We start from the raw sequence: 16,875 nt of genomic DNA, 5'->3' as shown, positions 1-16,875 counted from the left end.
GCGGTAGGGTATGAGCGAGAAAAAGCCAGGTTTCTTTTCGCGCCTGTTTGGTGGGAAAACGGAAGAAAAAGCAGCTGAAACGCAAGCTGCTGAAACACTGGAAAGCGCTCAGGCTGAGCAGCCAGCTGAAAGTCCGGCACTGGAAGAAACGGAGCAGCAACCCTCTGGCGAAGCGGCTGAACCCACCGAACTTCCGGCTGAGGCTGTGGCAGAGGCACAGGATGACGCCAAAGAAGCGTCATCAGACGCGCCCGAGGTGTTGGATGACACTAGCTCTGAGGCAAACGCAGAAGCGTCGCCAGATTCGCAACCATCTGTAAGCTCGGGTGTTGAAGACACTGGAGAGCCTGACAACGCTGGCACAGCCGAAGCACCTGAAACAGCTCACGAATCTTCAGCGCCCGCAGGTGACGAGGCAACTGTTGAGGTTGAAGAAGATGCCGTGGACGAAAAAGCTGCGCCAGAACCGGTCAAGCTTTCTTGGTTCCAACGCCTCAAGGCAGGACTTTCCCGCTCATCCAACGCGCTGAGTGAGGGTATCGCCTCTATCTTCACAAAGCGGAAGCTGGACGCAGAAACCCTTGAGGAGCTCGAGGATATTCTCATCCAAGCCGACCTTGGCGTTGATACGGCCATGACAATTACCGAGCGTCTGGCCGACGGTCGTTACAACAAGGAAATCTCTGGAGAGGAAGTGCGCGAGATCCTCGCCGAGGAAGTTGAAAATGTGCTCGAGCCCGTTGCACGGCCACTGGACCTCGCCACAGGCCACCAGCCACATGTTGTGCTCATGGTTGGGGTAAACGGCACCGGCAAGACCACCACAATCGGCAAGCTCTCTTCCAAACTCGCCAGCGAAGGCAAAAAAGTCATGTTGGCGGCAGGCGATACATTCCGCGCCGCAGCTGTTGAACAGCTCAAGGTATGGGGGCAGCGCACCGGCGCTGAGGTCATCGCCCGCGATACAGGCGCCGATGCGGCTGGTCTGGCGTTTGATGCTGTCAAACAAGCCATTGAAAGCAATGTGGACGTGCTTCTCATCGACACTGCAGGACGCTTGCAGAACCGTTCTGAGCTGATGGATGAGCTGGAAAAGATAATCCGCGTGATCAAGAAGCAGCTCCCAGACGCGCCGCACACCGTCTTGCTGACACTGGACGCCACAACGGGCCAGAACGCTCTCAATCAAGTGGAGATCTTTGGCAAGGTCGCTGGCGTGACAGGTTTGGTTATGACAAAGCTGGACGGCACTGCTCGCGGCGGCATCCTTGTGGCCATTTCGGCCAAACACAAGCTGCCGGTGCACTTTATTGGCGTTGGCGAAGGCATGGATGATCTCGAGCCGTTCTCTGCAAAGGAGTTCGCTCAAGCGATCGCTGGCATGGCGGAGTGACCGGGCCTGTTTTTCAAGACAGAGCAGGCAGCACAACGACCCTTCCTTATCCTTATTGGTATCATCAACTCCCCTATCTTGCGCAGAACAGGTCCCATCCTAGTATAGCGCTGGGGAGTTGTACTTGGCGTCCTGCCAAACAACTAAAATCTTTATTCGCTACAGGGAGTTCCATGGTGCAGCGTTTATTTTCGAAGGCAATTGTCGGAGCGGCTGCGATCGCGCTTCTCGGAGCAGCGAACGCGTCAGCTGAAGAGACAACTGTTCGGTTTGAAGTCGCAGGCCAAGAAGTGGTTGGTACACTCGAGACCGCTGAGGGCGCGGACAACGCACCGATCGTCTTGATGCTCCATGGCTTTACCGGTTCTCGCGATGAGCTCGCAGTCAAGGACACCGATGAAGGTGTATTCTCTCGCATCGCGCGCCAGTTCTCTGAAAATGGCTTCAACAGCCTTCGCATAGACTTTCGTGGTTCCGGAGAAAGTGACGGTGAGTGGGCCGCTACCACATTCTCCAGCCAGATTGCGGATGCTTCGGCAGCAATTGACTGGATCAAGTCACAAGACCAGTTCATGGACTCAAAACTCGTTGTTCTGGGTTGGAGCCAGGGCGGGCTTGTTGCCAGCCATGCCGTGCAAGAGAACGAGATGGTTGATGCCGTCGTGTTGCTTGCACCTGTCACCCACCCGATGCTGACCTATGGCGGCCTTCTGGGCTCTGAGGCAATACAAAAGGCGCTCGCATCACCAGCTGACACGCCAATCACGACACAGTTGCCATGGGGTGTTGAAACAACGTTGAACGCAGCCTTCTATCATGAGGTGGCGACTACCTTCCCAACCGCAGCGATATCAGGCTACACCGGGCCGCTGCTGGTTGTAATGGGTGACCGGGATGAGGTGATTGCCCCGCAGCCTTACCCGGGCAAAGCATGGATGAACTACCATCACGGCGATGAAGCGCTCATCATTTTGGACACCGACCATGTTTGGAGTGCCATGGAGGGCCCTGCTCTCATTGACGAACAGCTGATGCCAGAGATCACAGCGTGGCTTGGGACGGCACTTGCTGCGGAGTAGTCACCGTTCCACCTTGCAATTTGATAAGGCCTGTTCCTATTGTTGGGGCAGGCTTTTCTTTTGGTTGGTTTCACCATGAAATTTTTGGAAATGAAAGTTCCGCCAGTGGCTGTGAGCCTCCTTTGCGCGGCACTCATGTGGGTCTTGGCTGTTGGTATTCCCGGTTACCCCCTCCCAAGGCCCGTTGCAGTTGCAGGTTTTGCACTTTTTCTGTTGCTCGGCCTCGGCATTGGCATTGCGGGCGTGCTGGAATTCAGACGCCTAAAGACAACTGTGGATCCAACCAATCCTCAAAAGGTGAACACGCTGGTCACCTCCGGCGTTTACAAGTTCACGCGCAATCCCATGTACATAGGTATGTTGATCGGCCTTGTCGGCTGGGCCATCTATCTTTCCAGCATGGCTGCGTTCTTGGGGCTCATTGCTTATGTCGGCTACATGAACAAATTCCAGATTGAACCGGAAGAGCGCGCACTTCGGGAGAAGTTCAGTGATGCTTTCGAGGCCTATGAAAAGCAGGTCCGCCGCTGGCTATGAAAAGGCCCGGCAGATGCCGGGCCTCGTGACTTACTGCGAAAGGACAGGACTATCGACCGCCTCCATGCGGAAAGCAGCGGCCATCAAGGCCTTCGTGTACTCGGTCTGCGGACTATCAAAGATCTGATCCGACGACCCGGCCTCCATGACTTGGCCTGACTTCATGACAATCACATCATTAGCCAGCGCACGAACCACCTTCAGGTCGTGGGATATGAACAGATAGGCCAGATCATGGGCCTTTTGCAGATCGCGCAGCAGGTCGACCACCTGAGCCTGAACGCTCATGTCCAGCGCAGACGTTGGCTCGTCCAGCATCACGAACTTGGGCTCCAGCACCATGGCGCGTGCTATTGAGATGCGCTGGCGTTGGCCGCCGGAGAACTCGTGAGGATAACGGAAGCGGCTAGCTGGATCGAGGCCAACCTCATCCAGGGCCTTAGCCACCTTATAATCCCGCTCGGCATCACTCAGAGTTGGCATGTGAACCTGCAGCCCTTCTCCGACAATATCAGCCACCGACATACGCGGAGACAACGCTCCAAACGGGTCTTGGAACACAATCTGCATATCGCGGCGCAGCGGACGCATCTGTTTCCACGAGTTTTGCGCGATGTCCTTCCCCTTGAACAGGATTTCGCCATTGGAGGAGATCATCCGCAGGATAGCGAGGCCCAGTGTTGTTTTCCCTGACCCGCTCTCGCCAACGATACCGAGGGTCTGGCCTTCGCGAAGCGTTACATCAATGCCGTTCACTGCCTTTACATGGTCTACGGTCCGACGCAAAAAGCCGCGCTTGATTGGAAACCAAACCTTTAAGTCTCTGGTTTCAATTATCTTTGGCTTGCTGTCATTGGTCTTGGGCGGCTCACCCTTTGGCTCGGCAGCCAAGAGGTGGCGGGTGTAGTCGTGTTGCGGTGCCTCAAAAATCTGCTTTACGTCACCGGCTTCCACGATCTTGCCAGCAGTCATCACACAGACGCGATCAGAAATCTTGCGCACGATGCCCAGATCGTGGGTGATGAACAACATTGCCATGCCCGTGCGTTGCTGCAACTCCTTCAAGAGTTTCAGGATCTGCGCCTGCACTGTCACATCAAGCGCGGTTGTTGGCTCATCCGCAATAAGAAGATCAGGTTCATTGGCAAGGGCCATTGCGATCATCACACGTTGGCGCTGACCGCCTGAAAGCTGATGCGGATAACTCTGAAGACGCGTTTCGGGATCTGGGATGCCTACTTGATCCAGCAGTTCAAGCACCCGCTTGCGGGCGGCCGTGTCGCTGAGGCCCCTATGAATTTTCAGGATTTCCGCCACCTGCCGCTCAACCGTATGCAACGGGTTCAGGGAGGTCATCGGCTCCTGAAAGATCATGGAGATACGATTGCCGCGCACTTTGCGCACCGCGTTCTCATCGGCGGTGAGCATATCCTCTCCTTCGAAAAGGATTTCACCAGTTGGATGGCTGGCCGCGGGATAGGGCAGCAGCTTTAGCACGGAAAGGGCAGAAACGGACTTTCCGGAACCACTTTCACCCACCAGCGCGACCGTCTCTCCCTTGTCGATGGAAAACGAAATCTGATCCACCGCTGTTGACGTGTTGCCGCCTTGTGTGAAGGCAACAGAGAGATCCTTCACTTGGAGAAGGGGAACTTTGCGTTCGCTCATCTTGTTGCCTCCTACTGATAGCTCTTGCGGGGATCGAACGCGTCACGCACCGCTTCCCCAATGAAGATCAAGAGAGACAACATGACCGAAAGCACCATAAAACCGGTGATGCCAAGCCATGGGGCCTGAAGATTGTTCTTGCCCTGCGCGAGCATCTCACCCAGCGATGCTGAGCCCGGAGGCAAGCCGAACCCGAGGAAGTCCAACGCCGTGAGCGTGGAGATGGATCCATTCAGGATGAACGGCATGAATGTGAGCGTTGCCACCATGGCGTTCGGCAGCAAGTGGCGCCACATGATCACCGGGTTGGAAACGCCCAATGCCCGAGCTGCGGAAATGTACTCGAAGTTTCGCCCGCGCAAGAACTCCGCACGCACCACTCCCACCAAGGCGACCCAGGAGAACGCCAGCAAAATGGTGAAGAGCACCCAGAACCCCGGCGTCAGCACCGAAGACACAATCAGGATCAGGTAGAGCGTTGGGATGGCCGTCCAGATTTCAATGAAGCGTTGGAAACCCAGATCAACCCAGCCGCCGTAGTAGCCCTGGACCGCACCCGCAGCCACGCCTATCACTGAGGAGGCTATTGTTAGCGCAAGTCCAAAAAGAACGGAGATGCGGAAGCCATAAATCAGGCGGGCGACCACATCGCGCCCCTGATCGTCTGTTCCCAGCCAGTTGAAGTTTCCAGAGACACAGTTTGGATCGTCCACCCCGAGCGGATACCGAGAGCAACGCTCCTGCTTGTCCATCATCCACGAAGGAGGAGCCGGTGCTGGTACCGGAATGTCGTTGTTGACCGTTCTGTATGAATAGCGGATCAGCGGCCAAAGCATCCAGCCATTTGCCTCGATCTCCTCTTGGATGAACGGATCGCGGTAGTCGGTGACAGCAAGAAAGCCGCCGAACTTCTCCTCCGGATATTCAACAAAGATGGGCGCAAGCAGCTCTCCCTTGTAGGAGACGAGGATTGGCTTGTCGTTGGCAAGGAACTCAGCAAACAGCGTGAGAACGAACAGCACTGCGAAAATCCAGAAGGACCAGTAGCCGCGCTTGTTCTTCTTGAAGTTCTCAAGCCGCCGCTTGTTGATGGGCGACAGGCCTTTGCGCGGCGGAGGCAGTGTCTGCTCTGCCAGCGGCGCGATGTCTTCATAACCTTGCTTTTCAAGCCGGTTTTCAAGTTTTGTATCCATGAGCTGATCAGACCTCCCGGCTTTCGAAATCGATCCGCGGATCGATCCAGGTGTAGGTCAGGTCAGAAATAAGGTTTACCAGCAACCCCATAAGCGAGAAAATGTAGAGTGTTGCAAAGACCACGGCGTAATCGCGATTGATGATGGATTCAAAACCCAAAAGGCCAAGTCCATCGAGTGAGAAGATGGTTTCAATCAACAGAGAGCCAGCGAAAAACGCCGAAATGAACGCTCCCGGAAAGCCAGCCACGACGATCAACATGGCATTGCGGAACACGTGACCGTAAAGCACCTTGCGCTCTGTCAGGCCCTTCGCGCGCGCTGTTTGCACATACTGTTTCCGAATTTCATCAAGGAAAGAGTTCTTGGTCAAAAGGGTCGTGGTGGCAAAAGCGGAGAGTGCCATGGCCGTCAACGGCAGCGCCAAGTGCCAGAAGTAGTCCAGGATGCGCTCCGGCCACGACATGTTGGCCCAGCCTTCCGAGGTCAGACCACGCAGCGGAAACCAGTCCAGAAACGACCCGCCCGCAAACAAGACGATCAATAGAACAGCAAACAAAAAGCCGGGAATTGCGTAGCCCACAATGATCACGCCGGACGTCCAGACATCAAACGACGTCCCATCTTTCACAGCCTTGCGAATACCGAGCGGGATGGAGATTGAATAGGACAACAGTGTCATCCAGAGCCCCAAGGAGATCGATACCGGCAGCTTCTCGACGATAAGGTCCACCACCGCGATGTCACGGAAGTAACTCTCCCCGAAATCAAACCGCATGTAGTCCCAGATCATCGTGCCAAAACGCTCAAGCGGCGGCTTGTCAAAACCGAACTGAGCTTCAAGCTCCTTGATGAACTCCGGATCGAGGCCTTGTGCGCCGCGATACTTGGAATTGACGCCTTCCCCGGCAGCCACGCCGGAAGCCGCGCCCATATCTCCGCCACCACCGGAGATGCGCGCTGTTGCAGACACATCATTGCCCTGAAGCTGAGCGATGACCTGTTCAACAGGCCCGCCCGGAGCAAACTGAATAATAACAAAGTTGATTGCCATGATGCCGATCAGAGTCGGGACCATCAAAAGCAATCGACGCAGAATATAAGCGCCCATTATCGTTTCTTTTCCTTAGTCCACCTTGCCAATACGGACTGCTTTTTCCAGATCTACCCACCAGGTCGTTTCAACCGGTAACCAATAGTCTGGCTTTTTTTCAGGCATGCCGAACATGTCCCAAATGGCTACTGTATGCGTTGGCTTGTACCATTGAGGCACCCAGTAGTAACCAACCCGCAACACGCGGTCCAACGCTCTGGCCGCAGTGTTCATTTGCTCACGGGTTTCAGCGTTGATAATGTTCTCTATCAAGGCATCCACCACGGGATCCTTGATGCCTGCCATGTTGTAACTGCCCGGCGTGTCCGCTGCATCAGAGCCCCAAAGCTGGCGCGCCCCTTCGCCCAACGTTGGCGTCAATCCAAACCGGCGCCCGCAAAGGTCGAAATCAAAATCGTTCGAACGCGACTGGAACTGCGCCGGATCTACCACTCGGAAGGTCGCTTCAATACCCAGCAGGCGAAGATTCTTGATGTACGCCAGCACCACGCCCTCGAAACTGGATGAATTCGACAAGACCTCAAAAGTCAGCGGCTCGCCGCTTGGCATATGCAAGACGCGATCCCGCATCTCGCAGCCTGCTTGCAACAGAAGGCGTTGCGCCTCGCGCAGCAGTTTTCGATCCTGACCCGACCCATTGGAAACAGGCGCGACCACCGCTTCACCGAACACCTCTTCCGGCAATTGATCGCGATAAGGCTCCAGCAACGCCAGTTCAGCTTCGCTTGGCAAGCCGGTTGCCTTCATTGGCGAATTCTCCAAGAAGGAGTTCGTGCGGGTGTAAAGGTCAAAAAACAGCGCCGTGTTGGTCCATTCGAAGTCAAAACACATGCCGATCGCTCTTCGGATCAGAGGATCCTTGAACTTCTCACGGCGCGTGTTGATGAACCATCCTTGCGCTCCGGAAGGCAAATTGTTTGGGAAGATCCGCTTGGAAACACGGCCCTCCTCAATGGCCGGAAAGTTGTACTCTGTTGCCCACCTGCGCGCGGTAAACTCTTCCCGATAGGTGACCACACCTTTCTTGAAGGCCTCAAACGCGGCCTGACGCTCTCGGTAAAAATCCATGCGGATGACATGAAAGTTGTTATGACCGCGCATCACTGGCAGGTCTTTCGCCCAGTATTCCTCAACGGCCACATACTCAACGAAACGCCCAATCTCGTGACGGCCAACCTTGTATGGGCCCGAAGATAGCGGCGGCGTGAGCGTTGTCTGGTCGAACCGATAGGTCGTGTAATAGGTCTTTGAAAACAGTGGCAGCGTGGCAATCGTTAGGGGCAGCAACCGACTGTGCCCGCCCGCCAGTCTCACCTCAACCCGATCCGGTGCCAGCGCAACAGCATCCACCATGTCGGCAATGACCTGCCGGATCTGCGGATGGCCCTGCTCCTTCAAGGTCATCAAGGAAAAAGCCACGTCTTCGGCAGTGAGGTGCGAACCGTCGTGGAACCGCGCTTCTGGACGAAGGCTAAAATTCAGCGTGTTCCCGTCCTCAGAAACATCGACACTCTTGGCTACCAAACCATAGATCGAATCCGGCTCGTCCCACGCCCGGACCATCAAGCTGTCAAAGCACAGCTCCATCCGTGGCGGCGCATCGCCTTTCAGAATGAAACTGTTGAAACTATTAAAGGTTTGCGGATTCTGGTTATAGAACCAGTTGCTGGCGGTCATGACAATGCGCCCGCCCTTGGGCGCATTCGGGTTGACGTAGTCAAAAGCCTCAAAGCCTTCGGGATACTTCAGCTCGCCAAAGTAGGAGAGGCCGTGATTGGTGATCGGTCCGCGGCGCGCAAGGACACCTGTTGGCACTATGGCAGAGGCCGCTGCAGCGGCCCCAAACATAAGAAACTGACGTCGGTCAAAGAAGATTGGGTCCATCATCACCGGTTCGCTCCAATTTGAGAGGCTTTTGCCTCGTCATACCACCACACATCCGGGAAACCGATGTAATATTTAGGCATTATCTCGGGGTGAGAGAACCTATCCCAATGCACAACACGCGTCTCTGCAGATGTCCACCCCGGAATGACGTAGTTGTTCCAAAGCAAGACACGATCCAAGGCCCGCGTTGCGGCTACAAGTTCTTCGCGATCCTTGGCGTTGATCACCCGATCTATGATGTGGTCTATAGCAGCGTTCTTGATGCCCCCATAATTGAGAGAGGATGGTGTATCAGCAGCGGATGAACCCCAATAAGAACGTTGTTCATTCCCCGGCGACAAGGACTGAGCCCACCCTTGGTAAATCATATCAAAGTCACGTTCGCGAATTCGATTCACATACTGAGAACTGTCTGTGGGCCGCAGTGTCATCTCTATGCCAATGCGCTTCAGCGCCTGGGCATAACGCAGCCCTATGCGCTCAAAACGCGGGCCGTTCAGCATAAACTCGATTGTAAAGGGCTCGCCAGTTTCCGCATTCACAAGCTGGTTACCACGGCGCTCATAGCCCGCCTCTTTGAGTAGGTTCAAAGCCTTGCGCAGATTGTCCCGCTCTTGCCGTCCATCCTCGGTTACTGGGTTGGTATAAGGCTCGGAAAAAAGCGCCTCAGGAACTTTGCCACGCACCTCTTCCAGAATGGCAAGCTCCAAGCCTTCTGGAACTCCGGTTGCGGCCAACTCTGTTCCGTAAAAGTAGCTGTCAATTCTGTTGTAGAGATCGAAGAAGATGGTCCGGTTCAACTCCTCGAAGTTGAGTACATAATTCAGCGCGCGACGTACCCGTGGGTCTGAAAACTTGTCTCGGCGGAGGTTTGGGATCAGGCCGACCATGAGCCCTCGCCCGCGCGCTGGCTGAAGGAAAGACTCCTTGATGATATCGCCACGCTCTACCGCAGGGACGTCGTAAGCCGTGACCCAGTTTTTTGCTGTTGGCTCAATGCGCCAATCAAATTGATCTGCTTTAAAAGCTTGAATTTCAACGGTTTCGTCGCGGTAATACTCGTAACGAAGCTCATCAAAATTGTACTTCCCTACGTTCACATTAAGGTCTTTGGCCCAATAATCCTCGACCCGTTCATAGGATATGGTGCGGCCTGGGACAACCTTGCCAACACGATAAGGGCCGGAGCCCAGAGGCGGCTCCAATGTTCCAGCAGTGATGTCGCGTGGGTTGCCGTCTGCGTCAGTGCCGTTCCACCAATGTTTCGGAAAGACCAGCACTTGACCGAGTATCTGAGGCAGTTCGCGATTGCCCGTTTGGTCGAACTTGAAGGTCACTTCATGTTCTCCCGTCACTTCGGCAGAGGCCACGTGGCGATAGTAGTACTTGAGATGAGGATCGTTCTCGGTCTGCACTTCGAAGGACCACACGACATCTTCAGGCGTGATTGGCTGACCATCATGCCACCGCGCCTTTGGATTGAGACGGAACTTCGCCCAAGAGTAATCCTCTGGGTACTGAAGGGCCTCGGCGATCAGGCCATACTGAGCGGAGGCCTCATCCAAGGGTGCTGACATCAACTGATCATATATGTTCAACAGGCCGAGGGGAGGCGTTCCGCGCGAAATGGCGATGTTCAGGCTATCGAAAGTGCCAGTTCCCGCCAGTCGTGCCACGCCACCTTTTGGCGCATCCGGATTGACGTATTCATAGTGTTCAAAGTCTGCAGGATATTTAAGCTCACCAAGCAGGGTGGAACCATGGCGCCATGGATAGTCTGTCTTTTCTGAGGCCAGCGACGGCGCTGCGGTAAGGGCGCAAGTTACTCCGACAACAACACACATGAATAATCTGCGCACAGAAACCCTCCGTTCTAAGCGATGAGCCACCGCACACTCACGTAGACGGCCTAATTGCGACTGGCTCTCAAAAGCACATTTTCTCCAGTTTATGCGCTCAATCCCTTTCAAAACAATGGAATTTCCATCACATGAACGAAATTTAACGGGAACACTCAAGATTTAGGGTTATCTGATTGCACGGCCTCGAGCTGGCAGAGCGCCAGATATACATGAAAAAAGGCCGGGCGAACCCGGCCTTCAATTCATCTTTTTGCTTTCTGAAGCCTGGTTATTGCACTGGAACCGGGTTGTCAGAGAGCGAATTCAAGTAGGCGATCAGAGCTGCGCGGTCTTGCGGCTTGCGCAGACCAGCAAAGCCCATGGATGTACCTGGAACATGATCCTTCGGCTTCTCGATGAAGTGATCGAGCTGCTCGAAAGTCCAAGCATCATGGGTCTGGGCATATTCTTGCATCGCGGAGGAATAAGAGAAGCCCTCATGGGTCGCTGGCGCTCGGCCAACCACGCCCCAAAGTGCTGGACCTACCTTGTTCGCCCCACCTTGCTCTACGGTATGGCAAGCTGCGCACTTTCTGAACTGCTTTGCACCGTCGTCCACGGAAGCAGAGGCGAGACGCACTTCGATCGGCTCTACTTCCGGAGCTGCCGCTGCAACACCATCACCTTCTGAAGTTGCCACAGCGATCTGGTATCCGCGCACTTCCGGCTCGTGTGACGCGAAAATGATGTCGGAAAGTACCCCAAAGCCCATGATAGCGACCAAGGCGAACAAAATTGCGCCCGCAATCTTGTTCAGTTCAAACGAATCCATCCCGATATGCTCCGATAGTTTTGGCTACGACCGCTACGACCTCCCCCGGAAGCCGAACAATGGTCTGGCGATTTAGAATTTGCTGGAAACTACAGTCAAATTCAGCGTTTTGTCCATAGAGTTATGAGTGTTTTTCCTAGCACTTTCGGTGAGATCGCCTCGGTAAAACGGCCAAGCGCGGGTGCTGTAAAGGGCCTGCGCCATCTCCACTTCAATGCCTGCAGATCTTATAATGATTTTAAATAGTTGTTACAGCAAGGGCTCCTTGACTTCCCAAGCTGGCAGCAGACCTTCTGGCGCGCGCCGCACCGTCACAGCGGGGCACGCGCACTCTGCGCGGATTTGACACAGTAATTTTACACAGGTTTCCCCAGAAGTTGGCGCGCATTTGTCATCGCTACGCAAGCAACATGCTTAGCAAACGAAGCGTTTGGCGAGAAAACTGGTTCGCTTTTGCCACTAGAGGCTTTAAAGAGAAAGGAAATCTCCACCTCATCTAGTGAGTCTTAAAATGTCTGAACAGCGAAAAATCGTATTTCAAGGAGAAGTGGGAGCGAACTCTCACATGGCCTGCAACAGCGTTTATCCCGATTTTCAAGCCATTCCTTGCCCGACATTTGAAGACTGCTTTCATGCTGTTGATAGCGGAGAGGCCGAACTGGCCATGATCCCGATCGAGAACTCGGTCGCCGGGCGCGTTGCGGATATTCACCACCTCCTGCCAACCACAGAACTGAGCATCATCGGTGAATACTTCATGCCGATCCGCTTTCAGCTCATGGGCATACCCGGCGCCAAGTTGGAGAATCTGACCCACGTTCAAAGCCACGTTATGGCTCTTGGGCAGTGCCGGAAGATCATTCGTGCCAACGGCATGACCTCGATTGTTGGCGCAGATACCGCCGGCTCTGCCCGTCAGGTGGCAGAACGCAACGACCCCACCTGGGGAGCGCTGGCACCAGAGCTGGCAGCCGAAGTTTATGGTCTCGACATTCTGGCACGCAACGTCGAGGACGCGGCGCACAACACGACCCGCTTCATCATCCTTTCAAAGGACAAGAAACAAGCGGTGAACACCGGTCAGCCGGTGATCACAACCTTCATCTTCCGAGTTCGCAACGTGTCTGCGGCGCTCTACAAGAGCCTTGGCGGCTTTGCCACAAACAACGTCAACATGACCAAGCTGGAATCCTACCAGCTCGAGGGCCAGTTCTTTGCCTCAATGTTCTATGCTGATATTGAAGGCCACCCAGATGACCCAAACGTGACGCTGGCCATGGAAGAACTTGCGTTCTATTCCGCAGAACTGAAGGTCGTTGGGGTTTACAACGCCAGCCCGTTCCGCGAAAAGATCCGGGAACCAGAAGAGAACCGCGCCCTGCGCCCAAGTCCCGGCGTCTGAGCCTGACGAGTGGCCCGCTCACGCGGGCGCCTCACTACCCATGCGCGCCACTAGGAACTTAGAATGTCAGAACTGAAATTCGATGCGCTTTGCATTGGCAATGCAATCACCGATGTCTTTTCTCATGTGGAAGAAGACTTCCTCGTAAAACAGTACCTGCACAAAGGGTCCATGCGCCTGATTGATACGGACGAGGCCCTGCGCCTTTATGACCTGATGGGTCAGACCGTACGCATATCAGGTGGCAGCGCTGGCAATACCGCCGCTGGCATTGCGTCTCTGGGCGGCGCACCTGCCTACATCGGCAAAGTGGCTTTGGACGAAGTGGGCGATAACTACGGTCACGACATGCGGGGAATTGGCGTGCATTTTGGCACCGGCCCGCTGCGAGACGGCAACTTGGCATCCGGTCGCTCCATGATCCTGATCACACCGGATGGCGAGCGCACCATGAACACCTATCTGGGTGCAGCAACGACCTTGAGCCCGTTTGACATCGACAAGGACGTGGTCAGTGCAGCGGCAGCCACCTACATGGAAGGCTACCTGTGGGACCCGGAAGCGGCCAAGCAGGCGTTCCTTGAGGCGTCCAAGATCGCACACAATGCAGGGCGTCGCGTATCTCTCTCGCTTTCCGACAGCTTCTGCGTCGATCGGTTCCGCAACGAGTTTCTGTCTTTGATCAAAGAGAACGTGGTGGATCTGCTATTTGCCAACGAGCATGAGCTGAAGGCTCTCTACGAGACCGCAGACCTTGAGACAGCTATTGCTGCTGTACGTGAAGACTGCACTTTGACTGCACTCACATTGGGCGGCGAAGGTGCGATGGCCATCTCTCGTGAGGAAACTGTTCACGTGCCTGCAACGCCAGTTGAGCGCATTGCAGACGCCACCGGTGCTGGCGATCTGTTCGCCTCCGGCTTCCTGTTCGGCCTTGCGCGCGATTATGATCTGGCCAGCTGCGCTGAGCTGGGTTGCCTTTGCGCTGGCGAAGTCATCTCCCATGTTGGCGCGCGCCCGGAGCGTGGCTTGAAGGGCCTTGCCGAACAGTCTGGGTTTAAGCTCTGAGAAACGACCCGTTCGCAATAGAAAAGGCGGCCCTTTTTGGAGCCGCCTTTTTTGTTGAGCGTTTTTATTCGCTCGAATTACTCAGCAAGGTCCTGCACGGAGAGAACCTTTCCGTCTTCATCAAGACGGTAGATGATTGGCTTACCGGTACCCAGTTCACGAGCAAGAATCTGCTCAGGGGTCAGGCCTTCCAGTTCCATGATCAGCGAGCGCAGGGAGTTGCCGTGCGCTGCAACGATGACGCGGTTGCCTTCAAGAACCTTCGGAAGGATCTCAGCCTTGTAGTAAGGCAGGGTGCGCTCTGCAGTCATCTTCAGGCTTTCACCGCCTGGAGGAGGAACGTCGAAAGAACGACGCCAGATGTGAACCTGCTCTTCACCGAACTGCTCACGAGCTTCGTCTTTGTTCATGCCGGTCAGGTCGCCGTAATCGCGCTCGTTCAGAGCCTGATCGCGTTCAGTTGGCAGGTCTTCCTGGCCCAGCTGTTCAAGAATGAGCTTTAGGGTGTGCTGCGCGCGGGTCAGCGAGGACGTGTAAGCAAGGTCGAATTCCATCTTCAACTCTTTCAGCTGCTGGCCTGCAGCTGTTGCTTCCGCAACACCCTGTTCGGTCAGGTCTGGGTCTTTCCAGCCGGTGAACAGGTTTTTCAGATTCCACTCACTTTGTCCGTGACGGACGAGAACCAAAAGGCGTTCCATTTTTCTCTCCTAAGGAGCTTGTGTATGTTTGAGAGCGGCGGTCTTGGATTACCACTCTCAAGTCCCGTCTTGCATACCACTCTCCTCGCCGCGCAGCAGAGGAGGATGCGGCTCACCTACTCATCGGTCAGGCCGAGAACATCAGCCATTGAGTAGAGGCCCGGTTGCTGCTTCAGCGCCCAAAGGGCTGCCTTCACCGCTCCGCGGGCAAAGATTTGCCGGTCCGTTGCAATGTGCGAGAGTTCTATACGCTCTCCTTCGCCTGCAAACATCACCGTATGTTCACCTACCACCGAGCCGCCACGCAGGGTGGCAAAGCCAATATCGCCCGAATTGCGGGCGCCTGTAATGCCATCACGGCTGCGGACTGATCGGCTTTCAAGGTCAATTTCGCGGCCTTCGGCTGCTGCTTCGCCCAGCAACAACGCCGTTCCAGACGGCGCATCAACCTTGTGTTTATGATGCATTTCAAGCACTTCGATGTCGAAATCTTCGTCCAGCGCGGTTGCGGCCTTCTTCACAAGGCCTGCCAGAAGGTTCACGCCGAGGCTCATGTTGCCTGACTTGACGAGGCGTGCCGCAGAGGCATGCTTCTTTAGCGCTTCTGTTTGCTCGGCACTCATGCCTGTAGTGCCAATTACGTGAACAATGTTGTGCTTGGCCGCAAGGGCCGCAAACTGCAACGTCGCGTCCGGCACTGTAAAGTCCAGAAGGCCATCAGCAGCGGCAAATGCCGAATCCGCATCAGCAGTCACTTTCACACCGAGCGAACCACAGCCTGCCAACTCACCAGCATCATGGCCAAGAAACTCCGAGCTCTCCCGCTCAATGGCGCCAGTGACAACGACCCCGTCCATCTCTGTTGCGGTGCGAATCAAGGTGCGGCCCATTCGTCCCGCCGCCCCAACAACAACCAGTCGCATCTCACTCATCGCCGTCCCCCGAGGTTTGTCTGCGCCTTTGTTTCTACTAAAGGTGTAGAAGCATATAGCAGGGACTGAAGCTATTCGCAATTTGGCCTGCTTACGGAAGCGTCAAATGATGTTGGCTCAACAACTCCTCCATAAATATACGTAGACCCCTTAGGAGAACCGGCTTAGGCTCCCTCTTATTAAGCCACCAAACCTCTGTTCGGTTCTCTCCCACCTTCCGCGTATTGAGGCTCGTCTAACCATGGAAAACATTAGGGGCAGCGCCTGGATGGTGCTCGCCATGCTTGGCTTTGCCGTTGAAGATATGTTCGTGAAACTGGCTGCAGACGGCGTACCTGTCGGACAGATCCTGATGCTGTTTGGCCTTGGTGGCATGGTGGGCTTTCTGTTGCTCACCTGGCGTAGAGGCGAACGGGCCCTTGTACCGCAGGCCATGAACAAAACGCTGGCCATGCGTGCCGTGTTCGAGATCTCCGGCCGGCTGTTCTTCATTTTGTCTCTGGCGCTCAGCACGCTCTCCAGCACTTCGGCGATTTTGCAGGCAACACCTCTTGCGGTAACACTGGGGGCGGCCGTGTTCATGGGCGAGCGCGTAGGCTGGCAGCGCTGGATTGCCATTCTCATCGGTTTTATTGGTGTGCTTCTGGTCATCAAGCCTACACCCGAAGCCTTTCAGCTGACATCTATTTTGGCTGTTCTCGGAATGCTGGGCTTTGCGGGGCGCGATTTAGCGACGAGAGCAGCTCCGCCAGCGCTTTCCAACATGCAGCTAGGTGTCTACGGCTTCGCGGTCCTCGTGCCGACCGGAGGCGTTTATGCGGCTGCCACGAGCGGCTTCGTCTGGCCTGATGCCTTTAGTTGGTTTGCCATCTCAGGCGCCACTGTAATCGGCATCGGCGCCTACTACGCCCTCACCGTGGCGATGCGGACTGGTGAGGTTTCCGTTGTAACGCCGTTTCGCTATTCCCGGCTATTGTTTGCACTTGGGTTTGGGTTTGCCATCTTTGGCGAAACGCCAGACCTCATGATGCTTCTTGGCTCCAGCATTATCGTGTTGAGCGGCATCTATATTCTGGTAAATGGTCGCCGCGCCCTCGTGCCAAGCAAGCCTGCAGCATTGTAGGCATTCATTGAAACGGCAGCTTTGGGGGCCTTTGCCCCCGTTGCAGGCCTCTCACAGTTTCGTCTGGAACGCGTCAACGAGACAACGTCCCAAGGCGATTGTGAGACC

The 16,875-nt window shown here is 55.2% G+C and carries 14 protein-coding genes; 6 read left to right on the top strand and 8 right to left on the bottom strand.

What is annotated here, in order from left to right; translation table 11 throughout:
- The first annotated feature begins 10 nt into the window (after positions 1-10).
- The 3 genes from ftsY (at position 11) to PUV47_RS07205 (ending at position 3,009) form a co-directional block, all read left to right on the top strand.
- A complete protein-coding gene (gene ftsY / locus PUV47_RS07215) occupies positions 11-1,393 on the top strand; it encodes a signal recognition particle-docking protein FtsY (protein ID WP_274217840.1) in 1,383 nt (460 codons plus the stop codon).
- A gap of 173 nt (positions 1,394-1,566) precedes the next feature.
- The gene (locus tag PUV47_RS07210; protein ID WP_274217839.1) at positions 1,567-2,472 is read left to right on the top strand and encodes an alpha/beta hydrolase family protein; all 906 of its coding nucleotides are present in this window, start codon (positions 1,567-1,569) and stop codon (positions 2,470-2,472) included.
- 90 nt (positions 2,473-2,562) lie between these two features.
- Entirely contained in the window at positions 2,563-3,009 is a 447-nt protein-coding gene (locus tag PUV47_RS07205; protein ID WP_274217838.1) for a methyltransferase family protein, read from the top strand.
- Between the two features lie 30 nt (positions 3,010-3,039).
- Here the strand turns inward: PUV47_RS07205 and PUV47_RS07200 are convergent, their stop codons facing one another.
- The 6 genes from PUV47_RS07200 to PUV47_RS07175 all read right to left on the bottom strand — a co-directional run bounded on the left by PUV47_RS07200 (position 3,040) and on the right by PUV47_RS07175 (position 11,544).
- Entirely contained in the window at positions 3,040-4,677 is a 1,638-nt protein-coding gene (locus PUV47_RS07200) for an ABC transporter ATP-binding protein (RefSeq protein ID WP_274217837.1), read from the bottom strand.
- A gap of 11 nt (positions 4,678-4,688) precedes the next feature.
- Complete coding sequence (locus PUV47_RS07195) at positions 4,689-5,870, bottom strand: ABC transporter permease (protein ID WP_274217836.1); 1,182 nt, start codon at positions 5,868-5,870, stop codon at positions 4,689-4,691.
- 7 nt (positions 5,871-5,877) lie between these two features.
- Entirely contained in the window at positions 5,878-6,981 is a 1,104-nt protein-coding gene (locus PUV47_RS07190) for a microcin C ABC transporter permease YejB (RefSeq protein ID WP_274217835.1), read from the bottom strand.
- A 15-nt stretch (positions 6,982-6,996) separates the two neighbouring features.
- Positions 6,997-8,871, bottom strand: a complete 1,875-nt coding sequence (locus PUV47_RS07185) for an extracellular solute-binding protein (protein ID WP_274217834.1) — start codon at positions 8,869-8,871, stop codon at positions 6,997-6,999.
- Positions 8,871-10,715, bottom strand: a complete 1,845-nt coding sequence (locus PUV47_RS07180) for an extracellular solute-binding protein (protein WP_274217833.1) — start codon at positions 10,713-10,715, stop codon at positions 8,871-8,873. Before PUV47_RS07180 ends, PUV47_RS07185 begins: the two co-directional genes overlap by 1 nt.
- Positions 10,716-11,001: 286 nt before the next feature.
- Positions 11,002-11,544, bottom strand: coding sequence for a c-type cytochrome (locus PUV47_RS07175; RefSeq protein ID WP_274217832.1), 543 nt, complete (start codon positions 11,542-11,544; stop codon positions 11,002-11,004).
- 511 nt (positions 11,545-12,055) lie between these two features.
- On the opposite strand from PUV47_RS07175, the gene PUV47_RS07170 reads away from it, so the two are divergent.
- Positions 12,056-12,946, top strand: coding sequence for a prephenate dehydratase (locus PUV47_RS07170; protein ID WP_274217831.1), 891 nt, complete (start codon positions 12,056-12,058; stop codon positions 12,944-12,946).
- Between the two features lie 63 nt (positions 12,947-13,009).
- Positions 13,010-14,014, top strand: a complete 1,005-nt coding sequence (locus tag PUV47_RS07165) for an adenosine kinase (protein WP_274217830.1) — start codon at positions 13,010-13,012, stop codon at positions 14,012-14,014.
- Between the two features lie 77 nt (positions 14,015-14,091).
- Here the strand turns inward: PUV47_RS07165 and PUV47_RS07160 are convergent, their stop codons facing one another.
- Together PUV47_RS07160 and dapB are read right to left on the bottom strand one after the other, a co-directional pair.
- The gene (locus tag PUV47_RS07160; RefSeq protein WP_274217829.1) at positions 14,092-14,712 is read right to left on the bottom strand and encodes a 2,3-bisphosphoglycerate-dependent phosphoglycerate mutase; all 621 of its coding nucleotides are present in this window, start codon (positions 14,710-14,712) and stop codon (positions 14,092-14,094) included.
- Positions 14,713-14,828: 116 nt separating this feature from the next.
- Positions 14,829-15,644 (bottom strand): 4-hydroxy-tetrahydrodipicolinate reductase, encoded by an 816-nt coding sequence (gene dapB, locus PUV47_RS07155; protein ID WP_274217828.1) that lies wholly within the window; start codon positions 15,642-15,644, stop codon positions 14,829-14,831.
- Positions 15,645-15,885: 241 nt separating this feature from the next.
- On the opposite strand from dapB, the gene PUV47_RS07150 reads away from it, so the two are divergent.
- A complete protein-coding gene (locus tag PUV47_RS07150; protein WP_274217827.1) occupies positions 15,886-16,767 on the top strand; it encodes a DMT family transporter in 882 nt (293 codons plus the stop codon).
- The last annotated feature ends 108 nt before the right edge of the window (positions 16,768-16,875 follow it).

Source organism: Pseudovibrio exalbescens, from assembly GCF_028737195.1.
Taxonomy (GTDB): Bacteria; Pseudomonadota; Alphaproteobacteria; order Rhizobiales; family Stappiaceae; genus Pseudovibrio; species Pseudovibrio zosterae.
The sequence above is the reverse complement of the archived record's forward strand: the minus strand, read 5'-3'. Positions and strand labels throughout refer to the sequence as shown.

Excerpts from the sequence above, each read along its gene's own strand:
- ftsY (WP_274217840.1), top strand. The coding sequence starts at position 11 with ATGAGCGAGAAAAAGCCAGGTTTCTTTTCGCGCCTGTTTGGTGGGAAA.
- PUV47_RS07210 (WP_274217839.1), top strand. The coding sequence starts at position 1,567 with ATGGTGCAGCGTTTATTTTCGAAGGCAATTGTCGGAGCGGCTGCGATC.
- PUV47_RS07205 (WP_274217838.1), top strand. The coding sequence starts at position 2,563 with ATGAAAGTTCCGCCAGTGGCTGTGAGCCTCCTTTGCGCGGCACTCATG.
- PUV47_RS07200 (WP_274217837.1), bottom strand. The coding sequence starts at position 4,677 with ATGAGCGAACGCAAAGTTCCCCTTCTCCAAGTGAAGGATCTCTCTGTT.
- PUV47_RS07195 (WP_274217836.1), bottom strand. The coding sequence starts at position 5,870 with ATGGATACAAAACTTGAAAACCGGCTTGAAAAGCAAGGTTATGAAGAC.
- PUV47_RS07190 (WP_274217835.1), bottom strand. The coding sequence starts at position 6,981 with ATGGGCGCTTATATTCTGCGTCGATTGCTTTTGATGGTCCCGACTCTG.
- PUV47_RS07185 (WP_274217834.1), bottom strand. The coding sequence starts at position 8,871 with ATGATGGACCCAATCTTCTTTGACCGACGTCAGTTTCTTATGTTTGGG.
- PUV47_RS07180 (WP_274217833.1), bottom strand. The coding sequence starts at position 10,715 with ATGTGTGTTGTTGTCGGAGTAACTTGCGCCCTTACCGCAGCGCCGTCG.
- PUV47_RS07175 (WP_274217832.1), bottom strand. The coding sequence starts at position 11,544 with ATGGATTCGTTTGAACTGAACAAGATTGCGGGCGCAATTTTGTTCGCC.
- PUV47_RS07170 (WP_274217831.1), top strand. The coding sequence starts at position 12,056 with ATGTCTGAACAGCGAAAAATCGTATTTCAAGGAGAAGTGGGAGCGAAC.
- PUV47_RS07165 (WP_274217830.1), top strand. The coding sequence starts at position 13,010 with ATGTCAGAACTGAAATTCGATGCGCTTTGCATTGGCAATGCAATCACC.
- PUV47_RS07160 (WP_274217829.1), bottom strand. The coding sequence starts at position 14,712 with ATGGAACGCCTTTTGGTTCTCGTCCGTCACGGACAAAGTGAGTGGAAT.
- dapB (WP_274217828.1), bottom strand. The coding sequence starts at position 15,644 with ATGAGTGAGATGCGACTGGTTGTTGTTGGGGCGGCGGGACGAATGGGC.
- PUV47_RS07150 (WP_274217827.1), top strand. The coding sequence starts at position 15,886 with ATGGAAAACATTAGGGGCAGCGCCTGGATGGTGCTCGCCATGCTTGGC.